We start from the raw sequence: 21,076 nt of genomic DNA on the forward strand, positions 1-21,076 counted from the left end.
AGATGAGCAATGAGTTGCTGCTTGAAATAGGAACGGAAGAAATCCCCGCGGCCTTTCTTCCCAAGGCACTTCAGGACATGAGTTCGATGATCCGCAAAGCGCTTACCGAAGCGAGAATTCCCTTCGGACAGGTCCACACCTTCGGAACGCCCCGGCGACTCTGCCTTGCCGTGGCCGATGTGGCTGAAAAGCAGGAAGATCAGGTCATTGAAAAACTGGGCCCCGCCAGAAGGGTTTCCTTTGATGCGGACGGGAATCCCACCAAGGCCGCCCTGGGCTTCGCGAAAAGCCAGGGCGTCGACATTTCAGAGATCGGAACGATGCAGACCGATAAAGGGGAGTACATCTGCATCAGCAGACACATCAGCGGGAAAAGCACTGTTTCCCTGCTGTCGGAAATGCTGTCCAGACTGATCACTTCTCTTTCCTTCAAGAAGTCCATGCGGTGGGGAAACCTGGATTTTCGGTTCGCCAGACCAATCCACTGGATTCTTGCCCTTTACGGCGGCGAAGTCATCCCCTTCCGTATTGAAAACATCGAAAGCGGCGCGACCTCCCGGGGGCACCGTTTCATGCATCCAGAGGCTTTTCCTGTGAGCAATCTGCAGGAGTATCTGGCCCGAACCAGAGAGCATTTTGTAATCGTAGCCCCCGAGGAAAGGAAGAGAATCATTCTTGAGGAAGCACGCAAAGCCGCTGCGGCCGTTTCCGGACGGGTGCTGGAAAATGAAGACCTTCTGGAAACCGTCACGTATCTTGTGGAGTATCCCACCATCGTCTGTGGAAGTTTTGATCGAAAGTACCTAGAGCTTCCCAAGGAAGTCCTGATCACCTCCATGATGTCGCACCAGAAATATTTTCCTGTCGTGGACCAGGAAGGTCGCCTGCTGCCCTTCTTTATTACGATCAACAATACCCTGGCCCGGGACCCCGCCGTTGTGACCCGGGGAAATGAAAAAGTCATCCGGGCGAGGCTGTCAGATGCCCAGTTTTTCTTTGAAGAAGATCAGAAGATCCGTCTCGATGACCGGGTGGAAGGACTTCAACAGGTTGTTTTTCACACCCTGCTGGGAACGTCCTACGAAAAAGTTCAACGTTTCCGAAAGCTGGCCGGCTGGATCGCCGACCGTATCGATCCGTCCCTGAAAAACAGAGTAAACCGCTCGGCTCTGCTGGCCAAAGCCGATCTGGATACTCAGATGGTCGGAGAGTTTTCAGAGCTGCAGGGCATCATGGGGAGAGAATATGCCCTCCTTGCTGGCGAAGATCCGACTGTCGCCCGGGCTATCTACGAACACTACCTCCCACTGACCGCCGGCGGCGATCTCCCCCAAACCCATGAAGGCGCCATTGTCAGCATTGCCGACAAGATGGACAGCATCGCCGGATTCTTCGGCGTCAATCTGGTTCCCACAGGGACGGCGGATCCTTATGCCCTGCGCCGGCAGGCCCTTGGTGTTATCAATATTATCCTTGATAAAAAGTATCCCCTGACGCTGGATGATCTGGTGGATGAGTGTATTTCGATTCTTGAGGAAAAGCTGAAGAGGCCGGCGGAAGAAACCCGGAAGGATGTTATAGAATTCTTCAGGGGAAGGCTTGAAAACATGCTGATTTCCCAGGGCCACCCCCACGACGTGGTCAGCGCCGTTCTTGCCGCCGGTTTCGCCGATCTTGTCCAGGTCATAAAAAAGATTGAGGCCATGGAATCCTTCAAAGCGCATCCCGCTTATGAACCACTGGCCATCGCCTTCAAGCGGGCCGGCAACATCTTGAAGGAATTCAGAAACGGCCGAATCGATCCGGCTCTTTTCAGTGCCGCGGAAGAGAACCAGTTGTACTCAACCCTTCTGGAGGCCCGCGCCAGGGTTGTCAAGGCCCTGGAGAAAGACGATTACCCTGCCGCACTTCTGGAACTTGCCGCTCTCCGTCAGCCGATCGACCACTTTTTTGAATCGGTCATGGTCATGGTTGATGAAGAGAACATCCGCTTTAATCGGCTTTCCCTTCTGGAAGCCCTGTTTTCAATCTTCCGCCGTATTGCAGATTTTTCACGAATCGTTACGGAATCCTGACAATTATGGGGCGTTGAAGGAATCTCTGTTCTTCAACGCCCCACGGCATTCTACCTTTTGACAACCAGGACCGGTTGATCCGCCTTGCGGATTACCGCTTCAGAAACTGAACCAAGCAGCATTTCCTCGATATTGCTTTTTCCGTGCGACCCGATCACAATTATTGAAGATTTCTCTTCTTTGGAGACTTTGAGAATTTCCAGAAAGGGAATCCCTTTTTCTATCCTGAACTTGGCATTCAGTCCTTTTTCCAGAAATTGCGCCACCAATTTACCGCACTCTTCATCAGCAATCTTTCTAAGCTCATTTTCAACCGCCATGAAATCAATAAAAACCTCGTGAACACTTCCAGTCAGCGATCGTTCGTCAATAACGTGCAGAACAGTAACCTCTTTCGCGCCCGCGTCCTTCAGCTGCTTGACGTAACCCATGGCTTTCTTGGATACATCAGAAAAATCAGTGGGATACAGAATGCGTTCAAACATGGTTCTCTCCTCCTTCAGTAATTGACGTTACGCCTTATCCTCCCTTGCCGGTCATGTTTTTAACGCTTGACCACCAGGACCGGCCGAAGGGCTTTGCGGATGACTTTTTCAGACACCGAACCAAGAAGCATTTCCTCAACATTGCTTACGCCATGCGACCCGATCACAATCAATGAGACATCCTCTTCTCTGGACACTTTGAGGATCTCCAGAAAGGGTATGCCCTTTTCTATCCTGTACCGGGCATTCAGCCCCCTTTCCTGAAGTTCTGCCACGATATTCTTACACTTCTCCTCGCCAACCTTGCTCAATTCATTTTCAACCGCCATGAAATCAATGCCGCTGAAAACATCAGGCACAACCAGGGTCCGTTCATCAATGACGTGCAGAACGGTAACCTCCTTTGCGCCCGCGTCCTTCAACTGTTTGACGTATTTCAAGGCTTTCATGGATACATCAGAAAAATCAGTGGGATACAGAATGCGTTCAAACATGATCTTTCCTCCTTTCATTAAAATAACGTTGCACTGTTCCTACCCATGTTCAAAAACTTATCACTTTCAGTAACTGTGTTCATGCATCATTCCTGACAGCCACAACCTGAATGTCTCGACAAATAATTTTTCACCACTCGCCGGGCAAAGCGACCTGAAGGAGCGGCATATTAATAAAGGAAATGCACCCCGCATGGGGCAAAAATGCAACAGAAAAGATGGTTGAGATCATGAGTTGGAAATTCACCCGCTGCAGCATCTCCTGCAACGGAAAGAATTGCATCCAATGAGATAAAGCACTGAAATATAACTGTTTATTAAATACTCTTATTTGTCGTAAAATTCAATATGATTTTACAGGCAAATTCCCTGGTTGTGCCGGAGCCGGTAATCGACTTCATTATATCCGGCGATGAAGAGATGCGCGAAGTCATAAGACAGCTTATTGACCACGCCGGATGTGGGGCTGAACTTGCCGTTTACGGATTCCGTTTTGCCCTGACGAAACCGTTTGCCTTCTTCCATGAACCCGAAAAGGCGTTCACTCATGCCTTGATATAATCAGGGATATCATCCGTAAAATTGGGAAGATCGTTTGAAGACAGTGAATCTCTCTTAATAATGTGACGAATTGAAGGGGTGATTGCTTTTTCCCTCAGGAACTGATATGCACTTTCCCGGTGTTGTATTTGAAGTTTTCTGATTGCCGGATGCATTCCTTTATTTCTCCGGATATTTTTCCCGCACCAGTCGATCAGAACCATAATGGACAGCAGTCGCAACGAGACCGCCCTCAACCTCTTCCTCTTCATCGATGATTGGACTTGGTCCAGGCTTTTCTCATTTCAATGCGTTCTGGAAGAAACGCGGATTTTTTCCGCCAGACCTCGAGACATGGGAACTTTAAAGAACGGTTATGTTTATCAACGAATTAGGAATTTTCACTCAATCCTTCACACGATTTCTTGAAGAACAGTGTGACGAAGAAGTCTGGTACGACCTGCGTATTAAGATCGGATTCATAAACGGCCAGCTTGAGGTTCGGCTGGATACGCCGCCCCTCGTCGAAACGACCTTTATCCCCAATGACGCCATGGAGGAAGAAAGCGCCCTTCCCGACGCCATGACATGGCCCCTTCCAGCCGATTTTATGACTGAATCTCCTTTGATTTCAGCAGATGAAGAGGAAGACCCTTCTTGTGAAGAAAAGAAAATAGCCAGCAAAGGACAGATCATTACCTGCACCAATGGTCATGAAATCTGTGAACTGTCCCGTGATTTTTTCAAGGATCAGGATGTTAACCCCGATCTGTTCATCAATTACCGGTCCCCTCAACAGATCATTACGGAAAACAACCGCATTAATGAAATCAAATGTCAGCTCTGTGGAGCGCAATGGCTTCAAGGCGGTGCATGGAATATCCGTTTTTTCAGTGAAGGTCAATGGATTCCCGAGTAGCAACTGAACATATCACACAGCGCTGCGGATTTCGCCGTCGCAACACCCGTTCGATACCCCCCGAGTGGATAAAAAAAAACCGGCGAAGGGTACGGAAGGGTGCGCTCTCTGGTATGTACTCAAAAGGGCATCCCGCACCTCATGCGTGGAGCGGGGCTTACCGATCCCTTTCACGCCTCACGCCCCAGCAGTCTCGCTGCGTTGGAAAAGCAGATTTTTTCCTGATCCTGCACGGACAGAAAGGGCAGTTGAAGCAGAAAATTGAGTTCCTCCCTCTGATCCGTCCAGGGACTGTCCGAAGCAAACAGCAGCTTGTCCGGCGGATGTTCCCGGAAAATGCGTTCCAGGAATAATCTGGGCATCTTTCTCAGGACAAAGGACGTATCCAGATAAAGATCTTTTCCAAGAAGATGGGCCACAGTCTCCTCGTAAGCCTCCTCTCCTCCCAGATGAGCGGCAATCATGCAGAGCCTCGGAACGGCTTCATGCACCGCCGCCAGACGTTTCGGCGTTGCGTGAACAGGATAAGGCAATCCCCGGTCCATCCCGGCATGGAAAAGAATGAACATCCCTTCCGCGGCAGCCGCTTCGTAAAATGGATACATCCGAAAATCATCGACAAAAAAATGCTGATAATCAGGATGCAGTTTGAAGCCCTTGAAACCTCGGCGCTTCAAAGATTTTATCTGCTCAGATTTCAACGGATTGGAGGGATGCGTCGTTGCCATCGTCTCGATGCCCGGCTGTCGAATGCCGCCAAGCCAGCAATGAATAGATGATACCTGTTCCGGCCGGGTCGCCACAGCCGCCACAACGGAGATATCAATCCCTGCAGCCGTCATGGACCTTTTGAGTCCCTTCAGCGTGCCATCGGTATGAGCTTCAATTCCGGCCCGCTGCCGAACAGCCGCGATCGTCCTGACGGCCACATGATCAGGATAAATATGAGTATGAAAGTCAATTTTCATTTCGGCACTTCCATAAGAGATTCCCTTCGCCTTTTCAAGTTATATATGAATTCCCACGCGGTTTCCCGCATTTCATTCTGTTTTTTCTTTTAATACAGAGAACGAAGTTTTCCATTTGACAGCTCCCTTTTTTCTTTTATAATGATGTAAAATCGTTTTCACATTCAGCTCTTTCAGCACGATCTCCCTTTCGATTTCGGTTTTGGGTAAGCACCGATTTCATTAAACTCCAGTTTCTTGATTTTTGCTGTCCGATTCATCGAACAACGCAGCTTCCGCAACAGCGCATAGAACATAAGGAGAAAAGAAATCATGCTTGATTACACCTTCCTTGATCTTCATCCCGAATCGAAAAATCTTATTTTCTATCCTTGTGAAGGCATTGAGGCCTGTCCGTCCTCCCCTGCCTATGATTTTATGATTCCAGTTGCCCATGGCGTCGATACGTCTCCACCGCTTTTATTTTATAACTGACAGATATTAGTGGAAATGAATACTGAATTTGATATTTGTTAAGTCAGAATGGCAAATCCAAGATGAATTTAGGAATTATAATTCGATAATTCCTAATAAATTCAATTCATTATCTGCAAATTTTCAATTGCAGCTTGACAAGGAGGAAAAGTTTCAGTACAAGTCCGCCGATAGATGTAAAATGGAAAGCCAAAGCAGCACCACAATCGCTCTGATCGAGTCGAGTTTCGAATTGAGGCGACGCGGTTGAAATTTCCTGTTGATGTGCATGGTTATTCTGATGCACAGTGGTGATAGTACTCATCACAAATCTTCTTGTTACGCTCTGTTACACTTCAAGCCCTTCTTTACCGATGCCTGCTCAACATCCTGGGAGATCGACAAGCAGGCTTTCCTGGACAAAAATCAAGTTGCAGAAGGTTGTTGCATGCCGGCAAATCCGCCGTAGTCCATCAGTTTGCGAAGCCGATTTTACCAAGCGGATCGCGCCGTTGTTCTGTGGTGGAATATACCGGGGATGCATCACCTGTTTGCACCGGCTGCTGTGTCGGAAAATTTTAGAGGAGTAAGACAGTAATGAAAGAAAAAAGAAAAAGCTTTAAATTGCGGATTAAACAAAACGTTTCATTAACCATCCTTTTCGGTTGCCTTTTTGGGATCCTCTCTCTCTGCCTGTCCCCCATGGGAACATACTCTGGTCACGCGGCAAATGTCACCCTGTCATGGAACCCGAACTCCGAAGCAGATCTTGCGGGATATAAGGTCTATTCCGGAACTTCCTCCGGAAATTACAGCGGGGCGACTTATGACGCAGGCAAATTTACCAGTATAGGAATCTCCGGCCTTGAGGCAGGAAAAACCTATTATTTTGCAGCCAAGGCCTACAATACAACCGGATTGCTAAGCAACTATTCCAATCAAGTGAGTTACACCGTTCCGACGACAACAACAACTACGACCACGACTTCAACGTCAACGACAAGCTCCACTTCCACGGCCACTGCAAAGACCTACTACCTGACGCCTTATATCACCGAAGGTAAATCCTATGGCACCGTAAGTCCGTCAGAAAGAGTTTATGTGCCCGCCGGCTCCAGTTATACCTTTTACATCAAACCTATAACAGGGCACTATATTTCCGGTGTATGGGTCGACCAGGTCTATGTCGGCAAACCGACTTCTTATACTTTCAAGAACATTCAGGCAAAGCATTATATGGTTGTTAAGTTCAAATAACTGCGATCTTTGTCAACTTGAAACAAAAACATAGGCAATAACACCCGGCAGGTTCCAGAGAGGAACATATGAATTACCGCAGGGAACACCGCAGCACTGACGCAGGCAATATGGCCCGTTATCTGGTTGTCTTTCTGATTCTCTGTCTGACCGCCACAGCGGAAGGAAGGTCGTCTCTATCCCGATCCGGTTCCGCTGTGGCGCTCTCTTCCAATACCCTGCCGGATGCCTACGCGGGAAACGGAAATCATGGCGCCGGTCCTCCGGTGAACAATATGGGTTCGCCGGGGGTAACCATTGATTTCGATAATGTGGAGATTCAGACCTTCATCAAGGCCATCGGTGAAATGACCGGCAGAAATTTTCTCATAGACAAACAGGTCCAGGGAAGCGTTACCGTCTTTTCACCGAAACAGATATCATCAGATGAAGCGTATCGTGTTTTTCAGTCCGTTCTCGAAATTCACGGTTATACGACCGTTCCCTCAGGAGCCGTCATCAAGATCCTCCCCCGGAAGGATGCCCGGGAAAAGGATATCCCCACTTTTCTGCAGGATGAAGAAGGAGGACGGGAGGATCAACTGATCACCCGCATTGTCAAGCTGAAGCATGGCAATCCCGAAGATCTCAAAAAAGTTATCGATCCCCTCGTGACAAGGGACAGTATCGTGCATGCCTATCCCCCTTCCGGCATGCTGGTCATAACGGACGTGGAATCCAACGTGCAGCGGCTTCTGAAGATCATCACCGCGCTGGACAGCGAGCTGGAGAAGAACGCCATCGTCATGCACGTTTACCCTCTGCAGAATGCCAGCGCGGAGGATCTGGCCAAGGTTCTGATCAATCTTCAACCCAAGGAAACCGCTCCAGGAAGCGAAAAAGGCCAACCGGCCCTTTCCAGAAATGTTCAGATCCAGTCGGACAAGGCAACCAATTCCCTGATCATCACCGCCTCCGCGGAAGATTACGCACTGCTTCAGGGACTCATTCAAAAGCTGGATTCATCCCGACCGATGGTTTACATCGAAGCCCTGATTCTTGAGGTCAATATCGTCAAGGACTTCAACCTCGGCACTGAATGGCGAGCCATGCACGACGCAGGCTCCGGAGGCACAGGGTCGCTGTTATTCGGCTCGGGCGGTCTGGGTCCGCCCGCCGGGACGTATAATATCCTGCCCGATGTCACAACACCTGCCACTTATTCTTCAGGATTTACCTTCGGCATTCTGGGGACGGGAATTACCCTTGGGGGGATAACCTTTCAGGACATCGGCGCCATGATCCAGGCCATCAAGAGCGATACGGATATTCATATCCTGTCCAAACCGCAGCTTCTGACCATGGACAACGAAGAGGCCCAGATTCATGTCGGCAAAAACGTTCCCTATGCAACCCGAAAGGAAACAACCACGACAAATCTTGATTACAGCTCCTATGAATATCGGGATGTCGGCGTCAGCCTGAAGATCACGCCGCACATCAACAGTGAGGGATTCGTCCGCATGAAGATCAATCAGGAGGTCAGTCAGGTTACGGAAGATTCTCCTACCGGACTGCCCACAACCAACAAACGGGCCGTCAACACAACCGTGACCATCAAGGATTCGGAAACCGTGGTCATCGGCGGAATGATTGGAGACAGCACCCAGCTCGGCACCTACAAAGTGCCTCTCCTGGGTGATATCCCCGTCCTCGGCTGGCTTTTCAAATCCCGATCCTCAAACCGGGAAAAAACGAACCTCTACGTCTTTATAACGCCCCGCGTCATCCGCCAACATACAGATGCCAGCCGGATATCCAAGGAAAAAAGCGACCATCTGGAAAGGGAGAAGAAAAATCTCTCCAACCCTGGTCAGAAGAAAGGAAACCACTGATATAAATGACGATTACCCCAGAACTTGCCACACCTCATTCCATGGATAATGAAGTCCATCTCAATCCGGAAGAAGAAAAAATTGTCACCCAGGCCCAGGCATTGAATCTTCCCTTCTGGAGAGAAATGCCGACGGAGATCGCGGGTGTCGGATTCAACGGCCAGGTTCCTGTTCAATTCCTGAAGCGTCACAAGATCGTCCCCCTGGAAGCACATTCCTCCACGGTTATCGCGGTCAACAATCCTGCTTTCTTCGAACCCATCGACGACCTGAAGCGACTGCTGCAGAATCCGGATATCTCCATCGTTCTCGCTCCCGAATCCGCCATCCTTTTCGCCATCAAGCAGCTTTATGAACACGACCGCAGCACAGTGGAGGCCTTTGTCCAGACCTTCATGGATGACTCCTATGACCGGATTCTTTCAGAAATCGAAGAAACGGGGGATATTCTGGATGATGCGCACGAAGCGCCCATGATCCAGCTGGTCAACCTGATTCTCTCCCGGGCGATCCGGGACCGGGCCAGTGATATTCACATCGAACCCTATCAGAATTCCCTGAAGATCCGGTATCGAATCGATGGAATGCTCAGCATTGCCATGGACCTGCCGCGCAAGGTGCACGCCGCCCTCGTTTCCCGTATCAAAATCATGGCCAGACTGGATATCGCGGAAAAGCGGCTTCCCCAGGATGGCCGTATCGATGCCAGGATCGGGAACCGAAGCGTGGATGTTCGAGTTTCCGTACTGCCGACGGCCTTCGGCGAACGTCTGGTTCTGCGCCTGCTGGACAAGACGCGCGCGCTGCTGCAATTGCCCGATCTTGGGTTCAATCCGCAAACAATAGGAATTTTCAACCGTCTGATTTCATCCCCCTATGGGATTATTCTGGTAACCGGACCAACGGGAAGCGGCAAAACGACAACCCTTTACGCCCTCCTTTCCAATCTCAACAATTCGGAAATCAACATCATCACCATCGAAGACCCCATTGAATATCAGATTGACGGCATCGCCCAGATTCAGATCAACCCGAAAATTGATCTCTCGTTCGCCAACGGTCTGCGTTCCATCGTCCGGCAGGACCCCGATGTCATTCTTGTGGGAGAAGTCAGGGATAAAGAAACAGCGGAAATAGCCATTCAATCGTCGCTTACCGGTCACCTGGTCCTCTCCACGCTCCATACCAACGATGCCGCCAGTGCGGTGACCCGCCTGATTGACATGGAAATCGAACCTTTTCTCATTACCTCATCGGTAATCGCCATCGTTGCTCAGCGGCTGGTCCGTGTCCTCTGCCCGCAGTGCAGACAGCCCTATATCCCGGACAGACAATCTTTAACCAATATCGGCCTGTCTCCGGAAATGGCGGAGAACGCGACGATTTACAGAAAGGGCGGCTGTTCAGCCTGCATGAACACCGGCTACCACGGCAGAACAGCCATTATGGAACTCATGGTGATGGAGGAATCGCTGAAGCACATGATCCTGAAAACATCGGATTCCAACGCGATTCACCAGGAAGCCGTGGAATGCGGGATGCTGCCTCTGCTCCAGGACGGCGCCCACAAGGTTCTGGAAGGGATCACAACCATAGAAGAAGTACTCCGGGTCACACGCGTTTTGAAAACCCGCTCACGCAAGCGGACGGCCTCTCATCCCGGTGCATGAAGAAATACCCCTTTTGCTCAGTTATTCCAGTTTCAGATCAGAGATGATATCGAGGCGACAAGGCAGAGGCGCACAGACGTGCCGAAGCGCACGTCGAGGAGCCGACAGCGAAGCCATCGAATGACGCTCTTTGATGTGTAACCGGAACAAAAGATATCAGACGGAAAGACACAGACCAAAATACCATGCCTTTTTACGAATATACCGCCAGGAACCGCAGCGGCGAACAGATCAGCGGAACGCTGGAAGCGCCCAGTGCCACCGCTGCCAGACAGAAATTGCGGGAAGCCTTTATCTTCCCCATGGAGTGCAGGGAGGCCAGGATCGGCGCACAGGCCCAGGAGCCCCTGTCCCGGAAGCCATTGCCCTTTGTCAAACCGGTGAATCCCGGCGAGCTGTCGGTGACAACCCGACATCTGGCAACCCTTCTTTCCGCAGGCATGCCCCTTGTGCAGGCTCTGAATATCCTCGTGACGCAAACGGACAACCAGGCCCTGCAATCCATCCTTTCGCAGATCCGGAAGGATGTGGTCGAAGGAATCAGTCTTTCCGCCGGCATGTCCTCTTTCCCTCGTGTCTTCTCTTCCTTTTATATCAGCATGGTCAGAGCGGGGGAGGCTTCCGGAACCTTGCCCGTCGTGCTTGAACGGCTCGCCGATTACAGCGAAAAACAGCAGGAGTTTGCACGAAAAATCAAGGCCGCTCTCGCTTATCCGATCCTGATGTTTCTTTTCGGCGCACTGATCCTTTTTTTTCTCATCACCTTCGTGATTCCAAACATTACGGAGGTTTTTGAAGAGATGAACCAGTCCTTGCCGACGATAACAACCCTGCTGATCTCTTTCAGCGGATTTCTCCACGATGCCTGGTGGCTTCTTCTCCTTCTTGCCGCCGCCGTTGCCGGCCTTGGTCGTTATGCAATTACCCGGACCGATCGGGGAAAGCGTCTATGGAGCATTATGCTTCTCCGTATCCCCTTTTTCGGTAAAATGAATCGCGAAATGGCGATGGCGCGATTTGCCTCCACCCTGGGGACCCTGCTGCAGAACGGCGTCCCCCTGCTTACGGCGCTGGAAATTTCCCGTCACATCGCGAGAAACCTTCTCATCGCCGAGGCCATTGAAAACGCCGGAGTGGAAATCAAGGAAGGCCAGGGACTTTCCGTCGCCCTTGCCCGCAGCGGTCTGTTCCCGCGGATGGCCACGGAAATGATCGCCATCGGTGAACAAAGCGGCCGGCTGGAAGAAATGCTTTCCCGAATCGCCGACAGCTATGAAAAAGAAACGTCTGCCGGCCTGGCCTTTTTCATGTCCCTGCTGGAACCTTTGATGATCCTGATTATGGGACTTCTCGTCGGATTTGTTGTGATCTCCGTCCTGCTGCCCATTTTTGAAATGAACCAGCTCGTGAAATAAAATTTCCAGACAAATCCCTCATCACATAACGCAACGCAAGGAGTAAGATGATGTATAAAACTAAAAAAAACAACAAAGGGTTTACCCTGATCGAACTGATGGTGGTCCTGGTGATCCTCGGGATCCTCGCGGGACTGATCGTTCCCCGGATGATGGGCAGGACCGAGGATGCCAAACGGGTAAAAACCCGTCTGCAGATCGATGGTTTGGGGGCGGCGCTGAAGCTCTACAAGCTGGACAACGGCGTTTATCCGACTACTGAGCAGGGGCTGGAAGCCCTGGTTGCCTCTCCAAAAACGGGGACGCCTCCCCGAGCCTGGCGGGAGGGAGGATATCTGGAAAAGAAAAAAATCCCTTCCGACGGCTGGGGCAATCCCTTTGTCTACGTAGAGCCGGGGGTTCACGGGGAATATGATCTGAGCTCCAATGGGGCCGACGGGGAACCAGGAGGTGAAGGAAAAAACCAGGACGTGAACAGTTGGGAAGATGAATAACCGGGCTTACACCCTCATCGAGCTGATTGTCGTCATGAGTTTGATCAGCACTCTGCTGGTACTCGCCATTCCTTCTCTGAAGGACACGATGGCGGCGCATCCCGTCCGGTCGGAAGCACGGAAGCTGGCGGACTGCATCGGCGAGACCCGAAACCGGGCCGTACGGGAACAGGTTGATTATGTTCTTCATGTTGATCTTGATAAGGGCCGCTTCAGGGCATCCCGCACATCCGATCCTGTCGAGATGCAGCAACAGTCCGGAATCCGGTCATGGGCGCTGCCCGAAGGCATCCGGATCACCGGCATCCACAGCGGAAACGGAGAAATGCAGAAGGCGGGCGAAGCCACCGTCCTTTTGTCCGGACAGGGGTACGCTCAACCGGCCGTTATCCATCTCCGCCGGGATGACTGTGCCGTAAGTCTGACCATCAGCCCCTTCCTGAGTGAGCTTGAAATCCGTGATGAGCCTGCTGAAGATCTGGAGTGAAGCCGGTCAGACCATGATGAAAACGGAAAAAAGACAAAAGGGGTTTACCCTGATAGAGATGATGATCGCTTTGACGGTCCTGGCTCTCGTCGTTGCGGCGGTTTCCCACGCTTTGGCACAGAGCCTCGCCATGGCTCACCGGATCAAAAAGGATACAACGCTGTCTCTGCTGGCACAGAGCAAAATGGCGGAGATCGAGGCGGCAAAGGAAGGCGCCGCTTCGGATCATGGAAATTTCGGCGGCAACTTTTCCCAATATGGGTGGCAGGTTTCCGTCCGGGGAAGCGGCATCTCGACCCTGAAGAAGGTGGAGGTGACGGTTTTGGATACCCTTTCGGAAAAACGCGAAAGTTTCCGTCTCACCAGCCTCCAGTACAGGGAGGAATCCCCATGAGGCATCCTCCGGAAACAAGTAAAAACGGCGGAGAGGCGGGGTTCACGCTCTTCGAGATTCTAGTCGCACTTTTTATCCTTACGCTTATTTTTTCCGTCCTTTTTGCCTCTTATTCAGGAACGTTGAAAGTGACCCGCGACTGGGAAGATACCGGGAGGGTCTTCAGTATGGCCAGAAGCTCCATGGAACGCATGATGAAGGATATTGAATCCGCTTATCCCTCGGGGCAGACGTGTCCCTTTATTCTGGAGCAGGAGGTCATCAGAGAAAAGCCTTTCCCCCGCTTGAGCTTCCATTCCTTAAGCCGGACGAATCCGGAGGGGCCGGAAACACCGCCGGCGGGGATCAGCAACATTACCTATTCCGTAAGACTGAATTCGGAAAAAGGAGATTATGAACTTGCCCGAAGTGAAACTTCGGACAGCGACGATATCGCGGGATCGGATTTCGTGATCTGCCGCGGCCTTTCCTCTATCACTTATCGATTCTACGACCGCGCCGGCAGAGACATATCCGATACCTTCTGCTCCTCCGATCAGAAGAGTCCCCCTGCCAGTGTCGTTCTGGAACTCACACTGGTCAATCCTGAGGATGAGAGCAAGCCGTTTCACTTCATGACCCGAGTCCATCCAGCCAACATGAGTCCGCAGGAGTCCTGAACATGGCAAAGATGATTAAAAAATCGGGGCAACGAGGAATCGCCCTGATTGTTGTCCTCTGCATGACTTCGATCATGGTGGCCGCCGCGGTTCAAATGATTTCCCAGACCCGGCGGGAGATCACCGAAACGACGAATCTCAGGGACGGCCTGCAGGCGCTGTATCTGGCCCGGTCGGGAGTCGCTTTCAGCGAAGCCAGCCTCAATGCGGAGAAGACTAACTATGACGGGCTGGATCAGCCCTGGGCGGATGCGAAAACCTGGTCGGCCAGATTTAATGCCTTGATCGAGGAAGGTCAAAGCTATATCGTCATTGAGGATGAAACGGGAAAGATTCCGATCAATTTCCTGATCAATAAGGATGGCGCGGAGAACGCGGAAATCCGAAATCTGCTGGTCCGCTTTCTGAACTTGCCGGAATGGAACCTGACGGAAGAACAGAGTGGAATCATTGTCGATTCGATAAAAGACTGGATGATATCGAATTCCCAGCCGTCGGAAGGTTCAGATTCTTCCGACACGGAATCAGAGCCCCAGAGGAAAGGTCCATTTCGATTTCCGGAAGAGATTCTGAAAACCGGCGCCGTGTCCCGGGATCTTCTCTATGGAACGGCGGGGAAACCAGGACTATGTGCTTATGTCACCCTTTACGGCAAGGGAAAAATCAACATCAACACGGCGCCCGGACCGGTTCTGATGGCTCTCTTTCCGGGGATCAGCAAGGACACGCTGGAGCAGATCGATTTCTCCAGGCGCAGGGGGGAGGCTAAACTCGATGACCCGGCCTGGTACAGACAGGTTATCGGCACATCCGGCCTGAATCCGGCTTCGGAACTGATCATGACCAGAAGTGAAGCATTCCGGATCACCTCCACCGGCGTGCTGGGAAGCTGTCGAAGAACCGTAACGGGAATCTTGGAAAAGGACGGAAAATCGGAGAAGTTCAAGCTCCGGTTTCTGTATGGAAATTCATGAATAAGAAAACCATTGGCATTGATATCGGTACCGCCTGTTTAAAGGCGGTTTCATTGACCTTCGACTACAAAAGCAGGAAAAGTATCGCGGCATCCGCTCTGATCGACCTGGATGCTGCCGATGGCCTGGAACAGGCTCTGCAGAAACTTTTCACGGACAAGCATTTTAAAGAAGGGGAATGCGTCTTTTCCATTCCAGCGGGCTCCTGTTCGTTTCGCAATCTTTCCCTTCCATTCACTGAAGAAAAGACGATCGATGAGATCATCACATATGAAATGGAGCCTCACATTCCGGATCCCATCGAAACCGTTCTGGTCGATTCTCTGCCGCCTCGTCACACCCCCGAATCGACAACGGTTCTGGCTGCCGCGGCCAGAAAGCAGGATGTTCAGGAGCGCGTGCGCTATGCGGCCGGCATCGGCATGGCTGTTGTCGACACGGACGCTGTTCCCATCGCTATGAATCTTCTGGAAAAGAATATCCCCAATGCTTCCGGGATTCTTCTGGATATCGGCGCACATGCTTCCGTTGCCGTTTTCTTTCAGAGCGGCTCCATCGTTCACGTCAGATCCTTTCCCTGGGGGATCGCGGACTCTCCCGGAACATTCGGGTTTCTTCCGCATTCCGACCCCGATGAGAACAGGAAAAGCCCAGCCGCAGAAAAGGACGGGGAGTTGCAGAACCAGGATAGAAAAGAACGGAAACGATTTGAGTTTTGCAGACAGATCGCCGATACGCTGCAATTCCTCGCGGAAAACAGTCTTCTCGAAGAAATGCCCTCCCGCATTTACCTGACCGGAGGCGGCGCGCTGAGCGCGACCCTGCGGGAGGACCTGGAAAAGTTCTTCAAAACTCCGGTAGAGGTTGTCGACCTGCTCAAAATGAAGGGCATTCCTCTTCCGGGGAAGAACCGACTCTCCTGGAACGCGCCTCTCATGAATCAGGCTCTGGCCCTCGCCCTTCGAGGCGGCAACGGATCGGCGGGTTTCAATTTCAATAAGACCGAAAAAGCCGTCACAAATGCAAGAAACGGGATGAAGAGTCAACTCCGGTGGACCGCTCTGATGGCGGTTATCCTGTTCTTTGCCCTGGGAAGCAACCTGGCCGCCGGATATTACGCGGACAGCAGGAAACTTCGCCATCTCAAGGAAGAAACCACGAAAACCTTTAAAAACTGCTGTCCGGAAGTCACCCGGATCGTCGATCCGGTTCGTCAGTTACAGCAGAAGATCATTGAAGCCCGGGGGTTTTCCAGGGGAGCGGAACAGGGCTCACTTTTCCTCGACTCCTGGAAAAAAGCGATGGACACATTGCCCGAGGCGTCCGGGATTGTGATCAGGGAACTCAGCTATAATCAGATCGTCCTGGAAATCTCCGGAGAGGCGTCCGACTTCCAGGCCGTCACCCGCTGGAAAGGCGAACTGGAAAAATCCCGATCCTTCTCCAACATCCAGATGCAGTTTGGCAGCGGCACGAACAAAGACGCGAAAAAAACGTTCAAATTAAGGATGACCCATGTTCTTTAAAACTTTTATGCCATACTGGTCCGGTCTGCGGCAGCGGGAGCGAATCGTCCTGGGCGGAGGGTTGATCTGCCTTTTTCTGCTCCTGCTTACTCATTTTATTCTCCTGCCCTTTTTCGAAGCAAGGGACAAAATGACCCGTTCGATTGCCCGGCAGGAAAAGGTTCTTCAGGAACTGACCGAACTGAAAGCGCAATACCAGAGCCTCAAGGGAGGAACCGATGTCCTCCGGCAGGTGATGGAAAGGAGAAGTCCCGATTTTACCATGGCTTCTCACCTGGATCGGATCATTAACGAAACGGATATGAAATCATGCATTCAGGATTTTCAATCCACGAAATCCCAGGCCGGCGAAGGATACGATTTAATCCGGACAGAGATTAAAATCGCCCGGGTCACAATGGATCAGCTCATTCAATTTCTTTATCTCGCGGAATCACCGGAATACGGAATCTGGATAGAGCAGATATCCATTGCCGGAGGCCCTGCGGAAACCGGGTTTTTAAGCGCCACCCTGGCTCTGAAAACTTATGAAAAAACGCCTTCGATATAAGGAGGAGTCGGAAATCCGTCTCTTCTGCTGAAAACGCCCACTTCATACGGATTGTCGACGAATTCGGAGAAAAGACCTGAAGCCGTCGCAAAGAGGTATTCAATGTTTAAAACTTTTAACTTATCACATTTCATAAAAGGGAATCCGGGACGGGTTTATCGCATTCTAACCCTCGTCCTGGTTGGCGGGACCGTTCTCTGGACGGCATGGAATCTGATTTACAAACTGGGAGCCCCTTTTCCGGGCAAAAAATCACTCCCTCCTGCCCGGCAATCGTCACCCGTAAAGGTCACAATGGAACCGGCAGCCCCGGCTCAACCCCTTTCGGCTTATTCATCCATCGCGGAAAAGAATCCCTTCGGTATGATTTCCGCGCCTCCCGGCGGACAGAACGCTGAGGGTCCCCCGCAACCCCCTCCACTGGAACTCGTGGGAACCATCGCTTTCGGGAATACAACGGGATTTGCCGTTCTGAAAGAGGCGGGTCAGGACAACAAGAAGGTTTACAAGATTGGGGATGCCATCAGTGGAGGAAGGACCCTGGTCCAGGTGAGCAGAAACATGGTCGTTTTCAAAAAGGGAGAAGCGATGGAAACGATTCATGCCCGAACGGTCCCTCTGCAATCTTTAACCCTTCAGCAGGGAGATAGCGAGGTTCAGGAGAAACTGGTCGCCCGGAACGAAATGATGAAAAACCTCAACAATGTGATTGACGAGAATCTGATCCGCCCTCATTTTACCGATGGGAAAATGGATGGATTTGTGATCGGCAACGTTCCGCCCGACAGTCCCCTCAAGGCCAGGGGATTCGAAAGCGGTGATCTGCTGCAGGGCATCAACAACAAACCCATCAAGGAACCCGATGATGTTTTCCTGCTTCAGTCCCTGAAGAATGATTCCGGAAAGGTCACTTACAACATCAAGAGGCAGGGGCGATCCATGGTGCTGAGCACGCCTTAAGAAGAGGAAACGGAAGCACCCTGGTTCCTGCAGACGTTCATCTCCCGGCAAACTCCGGGAACTGTCCGGAGCTTTCCCCCCGGGAGAGGCTCCGGAATTTTTTATTGCTTTTCCCGGTACAGGCTGTATATAAGGCAGCATGAGCCTGCGATTCCCTATGCGTGGGTTAAAAATATCGGCGGATTTTTCAGGAAAAAGAACAGCCCCCTCGGCAGAATCCAAAAGGAGCCTTTCGTTTATGCCCGGTGTTTTTGAAATCAGCATTGAAGAGCAGTTTTCAGCGGCCCATGCACTGCGGAACTATCCCGGAAACTGTGAACACCTTCATGGTCATAACTGGGCCGTCGAGGTCACCGTCGAGTGCGAGGAGTTGAATGAAATCGGAATCGGCATCGATTTCCGGGAGGTCAAGCAATCCGTGCGGGAGGCTCTGCATCGCCTGGATCATGTCAACCTGAATGAACTGCCGCAGTTCTGCGACATCAACCCCTCATCGGAAAACATCGCCCGTCATCTCTACAACGAACTGAGTCGGAAACTGAATACGGAAAAGATCAGGGTCTCACGGGTCAGGGTTTCCGAAACGCCGACAAGCAAAGCCTCTTACCGGGAGATATGAGGTGCCCCTGAAGGTCAACGAGATTTTCTACAGCATTCAGGGAGAATCCTCCTTTATCGGCATTCCCTGCGTTTTCGTCCGGCTGACCGGCTGCAATCTCCGCTGCTCCTACTGCGACACCCGTTACGCCTACGAGGAAGGAACGCTGTGGGACATCCCCGACATTCTCGACCGGATATCCTCTTATCATTGTCCTCTCGTGGAAATCACGGGAGGGGAACCCCTGATCCAGAAGGAAACACCCCTTCTGATCCGCGATCTGCTGGACAGAGGATGCCATGTTCTGCTGGAAACCAATGGATCGAGACCCATTCGTACAATCGATGAACGCTGTGTACGGATTGTGGATATCAAATGCCCCTCCAGTGGGGAAAGCCGGAGCAACGATTACCGCAACCTGGATGATCTCACCGGACAGGATGAAATCAAGTTCGTCCTGGGCGAGAGAAAGGATTACGAGTTCGCTAAGGAAATCCTCATTTCCCGGAATCTGGCAAACCGGATCTCCCATCCCCCCATCTTTTCTCCTGTCACCAATAGCCTTGATCCAAAAAAGCTGGTCCGATGGATTCTGGAAGATCATCTTCCTGTCCGTTTTCAGCTCCAGCTTCACAAAATCCTGTGGGGAAACGATGTGCGGGGTGTTTGAAACTAGGGAAAAGACTCCAAGAGGCGGCAGGGAAAAGCCGGTGCAGTCGCATGTTTACATCATATCGAGGATACAGAGACGAAGCCGGTGCAGTCAGATGAGGAAAGACGACCTGGCATAAAAAGTTAAAACATGAGGCATTTGTATGAGTCCAAAGAAAAAGGCCGTTGTCCTGCTCAGCGGCGGGCTGGATTCCGCCACCACCATGGCAATCGCGAAAGCGGAAAACTATGAACTTTACGCCCTCACCTTCCAGTACGGCCAGCGCCACGCCGTCGAACTGGAGGCGGCCAGGCGCATCGCCGCCGCTCTGGGCGCGAAGGAGCATCTTTTTATTTCTATTGATTTAAGAATCATCGGGGGATCAGCCCTTACAGGGCCTTTTGAAGTCCCGAAAAAACAGGAGGGAGAAGAGACATCGGCGGAAATTCCCGTAACCTACGTCCCAGCCAGAAACACCATCTTCCTCTCCTACGCCCTGGCATGGGCAGAGGTCTTACAGATATCGGAAATCTTTATCGGCGTGAACGCGGTGGATTACAGCGGATATCCCGACTGCCGTCCTGAATATATTACAGCCTTTGAAGCCATGGCCAATCTCGCCATCAAGGCGGCTGTGGAAGGCACAATGCGCGTGAAAATCCGCACCCCGCTGATTGATCTCTCCAAGGCGGACATCATTCGCAAGGGCATGGCCCTGAGTGTGGACTATGGACTGACCCACAGCTGCTACGATCCCTTGCCTGATGGAAAGCCCTGCGGGCAATGCGACAGTTGTCATCTCCGCAGAAAGGGATTCCGGGAGGCCGGTTTCGATGATCCGGCGTTTTCTGAAACGTAACTTTTAAAGGGAAAAAATTCTTCCGTGAAATACGATTGGAAAAGATAAACAAATGAAATCAAATTATGAAATATATCGAACACTTCTGTCTCGCATTGCCGCATTTATATGTTTGTTTTTTTTCTTCACTACACAGAGTTACTGGGAATCAAAGAATGAATACATTTCATTTTCCTTGTTCTTAGCAGGCATCATTCTTGTCGCTATTGCCTCATTGGGGAGAATGTGGTGTTCACTTTACATTGCCGGCTACAAAGATGACATCCTGGTTACAAAAGGTCCGTATTCCCTGTGTCGAAACCCTTTGTATTTTTTCAGCATGATCGGAGTGGCCGGAATTGGCTTTGCTACCGAAACTCTCACTTTTCCAATAGCTTTCGCTATCCTCTTTGCCCTCTATTATCCTTCTGTTATCAAAAGTGAAGAAAAACGCCTCAAGCAATTATTTGGAATTGAGTTTGAGCGATACAAAAGCAGAGTGCCTGCTTTTTTCCCAAAGCTCTCGACCTTTGATGAACCTGAAATTTACTCTGTTAAACCGGCAGTTTACAGGGACCACATGTTCAGTGCCCTGTGGTTTGTCTGGCTGGTTGGCATACTTGAGGTCATTGAGGGATTTAAGGAAATCGGACTGCTTAAAGCATTATGGACAATTTATTAATTCATGTCAGCAATCAGACCTGACAAAACGCTTATATTTTCTCTCTTTATTTGTTAAGAGAGCTGCGGCCGATTGAGATGATTTTCATTGGCTGGCGGAACCATCAACAAGG

Annotated in this window: 23 protein-coding genes; 19 read left to right on the forward strand and 4 right to left on the reverse strand. The window is 51.1% G+C overall.

Going from position 1 to position 21,076, the window contains the following annotated elements; translation table 11 throughout:
• The first annotated feature begins 2 nt into the window (after window positions 1-2).
• Window positions 3-2,075 carry a glycine--tRNA ligase subunit beta gene (gene glyS, locus SYN_RS10550; RefSeq protein WP_011418115.1) on the forward strand — a complete coding sequence of 691 codons (2,073 nt, stop codon included), beginning with the start codon at window positions 3-5 and terminating at the stop codon, window positions 2,073-2,075.
• A gap of 50 nt (window positions 2,076-2,125) precedes the next feature.
• Here the strand turns inward: glyS and SYN_RS10555 are convergent, their stop codons facing one another.
• The 3 genes from SYN_RS10555 to SYN_RS10565 all read right to left on the reverse strand — a co-directional run bounded on the left by SYN_RS10555 (window position 2,126) and on the right by SYN_RS10565 (window position 3,603).
• Window positions 2,126-2,560 carry a universal stress protein gene (locus SYN_RS10555; protein ID WP_011418116.1) on the reverse strand — a complete coding sequence of 145 codons (435 nt, stop codon included), beginning with the start codon at window positions 2,558-2,560 and terminating at the stop codon, window positions 2,126-2,128.
• Window positions 2,561-2,619: 59 nt separating this feature from the next.
• A complete protein-coding gene (locus tag SYN_RS10560; RefSeq protein WP_041585004.1) occupies window positions 2,620-3,054 on the reverse strand; it encodes a universal stress protein in 435 nt (144 codons plus the stop codon).
• Window positions 3,055-3,408: 354 nt separating this feature from the next.
• Complete coding sequence (locus SYN_RS10565; RefSeq protein ID WP_041585005.1) at window positions 3,409-3,603, reverse strand: hypothetical protein; 195 nt, start codon at window positions 3,601-3,603, stop codon at window positions 3,409-3,411.
• A gap of 367 nt (window positions 3,604-3,970) precedes the next feature.
• On the opposite strand from SYN_RS10565, the gene SYN_RS10575 reads away from it, so the two are divergent.
• Window positions 3,971-4,513 carry a hypothetical protein gene (locus SYN_RS10575; RefSeq protein WP_011418122.1) on the forward strand — a complete coding sequence of 181 codons (543 nt, stop codon included), beginning with the start codon at window positions 3,971-3,973 and terminating at the stop codon, window positions 4,511-4,513.
• Window positions 4,514-4,683: 170 nt separating this feature from the next.
• On the opposite strand, the gene SYN_RS10580 is transcribed toward SYN_RS10575, so the two are convergent.
• Window positions 4,684-5,481 (reverse strand): amidohydrolase family protein, encoded by a 798-nt coding sequence (locus SYN_RS10580; protein ID WP_011418123.1) that lies wholly within the window; start codon window positions 5,479-5,481, stop codon window positions 4,684-4,686.
• 312 nt (window positions 5,482-5,793) lie between these two features.
• Between SYN_RS10580 and SYN_RS16280 the strand changes: the two genes are divergently transcribed.
• The 17 genes from SYN_RS16280 to SYN_RS10665 all read left to right on the forward strand — a co-directional run bounded on the left by SYN_RS16280 (window position 5,794) and on the right by SYN_RS10665 (window position 20,964).
• Window positions 5,794-5,955, forward strand: coding sequence for a hypothetical protein (locus SYN_RS16280; RefSeq protein ID WP_158302967.1), 162 nt, complete (start codon window positions 5,794-5,796; stop codon window positions 5,953-5,955).
• 576 nt (window positions 5,956-6,531) lie between these two features.
• Entirely contained in the window at window positions 6,532-7,191 is a 660-nt protein-coding gene (locus SYN_RS15380; RefSeq protein ID WP_011418125.1) for a fibronectin type III domain-containing protein, read from the forward strand.
• A 68-nt stretch (window positions 7,192-7,259) separates the two neighbouring features.
• Entirely contained in the window at window positions 7,260-9,065 is a 1,806-nt protein-coding gene (locus SYN_RS10595) for a secretin N-terminal domain-containing protein (protein ID WP_011418126.1), read from the forward strand.
• Window positions 9,066-9,070: 5 nt separating this feature from the next.
• Window positions 9,071-10,735 (forward strand): type II secretion system ATPase GspE, encoded by a 1,665-nt coding sequence (gspE, locus tag SYN_RS10600; protein ID WP_011418127.1) that lies wholly within the window; start codon window positions 9,071-9,073, stop codon window positions 10,733-10,735.
• Window positions 10,736-10,920: 185 nt separating this feature from the next.
• Entirely contained in the window at window positions 10,921-12,150 is a 1,230-nt protein-coding gene (gene gspF, locus SYN_RS10605; RefSeq protein WP_011418128.1) for a type II secretion system inner membrane protein GspF, read from the forward strand.
• Between the two features lie 50 nt (window positions 12,151-12,200).
• The gene (gene gspG / locus SYN_RS10610; RefSeq protein ID WP_041585007.1) at window positions 12,201-12,644 is read left to right on the forward strand and encodes a type II secretion system major pseudopilin GspG; all 444 of its coding nucleotides are present in this window, start codon (window positions 12,201-12,203) and stop codon (window positions 12,642-12,644) included.
• The gene (locus SYN_RS10615; RefSeq protein ID WP_011418130.1) at window positions 12,637-13,131 is read left to right on the forward strand and encodes a prepilin-type N-terminal cleavage/methylation domain-containing protein; all 495 of its coding nucleotides are present in this window, start codon (window positions 12,637-12,639) and stop codon (window positions 13,129-13,131) included. The genes gspG and SYN_RS10615 overlap by 8 nt, the downstream gene beginning before the upstream one ends.
• Before the next feature lie 13 nt (window positions 13,132-13,144).
• The gene (locus SYN_RS10620) at window positions 13,145-13,525 is read left to right on the forward strand and encodes a type IV pilus modification PilV family protein (protein WP_158302968.1); all 381 of its coding nucleotides are present in this window, start codon (window positions 13,145-13,147) and stop codon (window positions 13,523-13,525) included.
• On the forward strand, window positions 13,522-14,184 hold the full coding sequence (locus tag SYN_RS10625; RefSeq protein WP_011418132.1) for a PulJ/GspJ family protein: 663 nt from the start codon (window positions 13,522-13,524) through the stop codon (window positions 14,182-14,184). The genes SYN_RS10620 and SYN_RS10625 overlap by 4 nt, the downstream gene beginning before the upstream one ends.
• Window positions 14,185-14,186: 2 nt before the next feature.
• A complete protein-coding gene (locus SYN_RS10630; RefSeq protein WP_011418133.1) occupies window positions 14,187-15,158 on the forward strand; it encodes a general secretion pathway protein GspK in 972 nt (323 codons plus the stop codon).
• On the forward strand, window positions 15,155-16,684 hold the full coding sequence (gene pilM, locus SYN_RS10635; RefSeq protein WP_011418134.1) for a pilus assembly protein PilM: 1,530 nt from the start codon (window positions 15,155-15,157) through the stop codon (window positions 16,682-16,684). Before SYN_RS10630 ends, pilM begins: the two co-directional genes overlap by 4 nt.
• A complete protein-coding gene (gene gspM / locus SYN_RS10640; protein WP_011418135.1) occupies window positions 16,674-17,234 on the forward strand; it encodes a type II secretion system protein GspM in 561 nt (186 codons plus the stop codon). Before pilM ends, gspM begins: the two co-directional genes overlap by 11 nt.
• A 102-nt stretch (window positions 17,235-17,336) precedes the next feature.
• Window positions 17,337-18,194, forward strand: coding sequence for a type II secretion system protein N (locus SYN_RS10645; protein WP_011418137.1), 858 nt, complete (start codon window positions 17,337-17,339; stop codon window positions 18,192-18,194).
• A 238-nt stretch (window positions 18,195-18,432) separates the two neighbouring features.
• Window positions 18,433-18,813: a 6-carboxytetrahydropterin synthase QueD gene (queD, locus tag SYN_RS10650; protein ID WP_041585009.1), complete on the forward strand. Its 381-nt coding sequence runs from the start codon at window positions 18,433-18,435 to the stop codon at window positions 18,811-18,813.
• Window position 18,814: 1 nt separating this feature from the next.
• Window positions 18,815-19,462, forward strand: coding sequence for a radical SAM protein (locus SYN_RS10655; RefSeq protein ID WP_011418139.1), 648 nt, complete (start codon window positions 18,815-18,817; stop codon window positions 19,460-19,462).
• A 145-nt stretch (window positions 19,463-19,607) separates the two neighbouring features.
• A complete protein-coding gene (queC, locus tag SYN_RS10660; RefSeq protein ID WP_011418140.1) occupies window positions 19,608-20,303 on the forward strand; it encodes a 7-cyano-7-deazaguanine synthase QueC in 696 nt (231 codons plus the stop codon).
• 52 nt (window positions 20,304-20,355) lie between these two features.
• Window positions 20,356-20,964, forward strand: coding sequence for a methyltransferase family protein (locus SYN_RS10665; protein ID WP_011418141.1), 609 nt, complete (start codon window positions 20,356-20,358; stop codon window positions 20,962-20,964).
• Window positions 20,965-21,076: the final 112 nt, after the last annotated feature.

The sequence above is a fragment of the Syntrophus aciditrophicus SB genome, from assembly GCF_000013405.1.
GTDB classification, from domain to species: Bacteria; Desulfobacterota; Syntrophia; order Syntrophales; family Syntrophaceae; genus Syntrophus; species Syntrophus aciditrophicus.

Bases quoted from the DNA above. Each gene is read 5' to 3' on its own strand.
- gspF (WP_011418128.1), top strand. From the start codon at position 10,921: ATGCCTTTTTACGAATATACCGCCAGGAACCGCAGCGGCGAACAGATC.
- SYN_RS10645 (WP_011418137.1), top strand. From the start codon at position 17,337: ATGTTTAAAACTTTTAACTTATCACATTTCATAAAAGGGAATCCGGGA.
- queC (WP_011418140.1), top strand. From the start codon at position 19,608: ATGAGTCCAAAGAAAAAGGCCGTTGTCCTGCTCAGCGGCGGGCTGGAT.
- SYN_RS10620 (WP_158302968.1), top strand. From the start codon at position 13,145: ATGATGAAAACGGAAAAAAGACAAAAGGGGTTTACCCTGATAGAGATG.
- SYN_RS10565 (WP_041585005.1), bottom strand. From the start codon at position 3,603: ATGAGTGAACGCCTTTTCGGGTTCATGGAAGAAGGCAAACGGTTTCGT.
- SYN_RS10665 (WP_011418141.1), top strand. From the start codon at position 20,356: ATGAAATCAAATTATGAAATATATCGAACACTTCTGTCTCGCATTGCC.
- SYN_RS10580 (WP_011418123.1), bottom strand. From the start codon at position 5,481: ATGAAAATTGACTTTCATACTCATATTTATCCTGATCATGTGGCCGTC.
- SYN_RS16280 (WP_158302967.1), top strand. From the start codon at position 5,794: ATGCTTGATTACACCTTCCTTGATCTTCATCCCGAATCGAAAAATCTT.
- gspG (WP_041585007.1), top strand. From the start codon at position 12,201: ATGTATAAAACTAAAAAAAACAACAAAGGGTTTACCCTGATCGAACTG.
- SYN_RS10630 (WP_011418133.1), top strand. From the start codon at position 14,187: ATGGCAAAGATGATTAAAAAATCGGGGCAACGAGGAATCGCCCTGATT.
- pilM (WP_011418134.1), top strand. From the start codon at position 15,155: ATGAATAAGAAAACCATTGGCATTGATATCGGTACCGCCTGTTTAAAG.
- SYN_RS15380 (WP_011418125.1), top strand. From the start codon at position 6,532: ATGAAAGAAAAAAGAAAAAGCTTTAAATTGCGGATTAAACAAAACGTT.
- SYN_RS10595 (WP_011418126.1), top strand. From the start codon at position 7,260: ATGAATTACCGCAGGGAACACCGCAGCACTGACGCAGGCAATATGGCC.
- queD (WP_041585009.1), top strand. From the start codon at position 18,433: ATGCCCGGTGTTTTTGAAATCAGCATTGAAGAGCAGTTTTCAGCGGCC.
- SYN_RS10615 (WP_011418130.1), top strand. From the start codon at position 12,637: ATGAATAACCGGGCTTACACCCTCATCGAGCTGATTGTCGTCATGAGT.
- gspM (WP_011418135.1), top strand. From the start codon at position 16,674: ATGTTCTTTAAAACTTTTATGCCATACTGGTCCGGTCTGCGGCAGCGG.
- gspE (WP_011418127.1), top strand. From the start codon at position 9,071: ATGACGATTACCCCAGAACTTGCCACACCTCATTCCATGGATAATGAA.
- glyS (WP_011418115.1), top strand. From the start codon at position 3: ATGAGCAATGAGTTGCTGCTTGAAATAGGAACGGAAGAAATCCCCGCG.
- SYN_RS10560 (WP_041585004.1), bottom strand. From the start codon at position 3,054: ATGTTTGAACGCATTCTGTATCCCACTGATTTTTCTGATGTATCCATG.
- SYN_RS10625 (WP_011418132.1), top strand. From the start codon at position 13,522: ATGAGGCATCCTCCGGAAACAAGTAAAAACGGCGGAGAGGCGGGGTTC.
- SYN_RS10555 (WP_011418116.1), bottom strand. From the start codon at position 2,560: ATGTTTGAACGCATTCTGTATCCCACTGATTTTTCTGATGTATCCAAG.
- SYN_RS10575 (WP_011418122.1), top strand. From the start codon at position 3,971: ATGTTTATCAACGAATTAGGAATTTTCACTCAATCCTTCACACGATTT.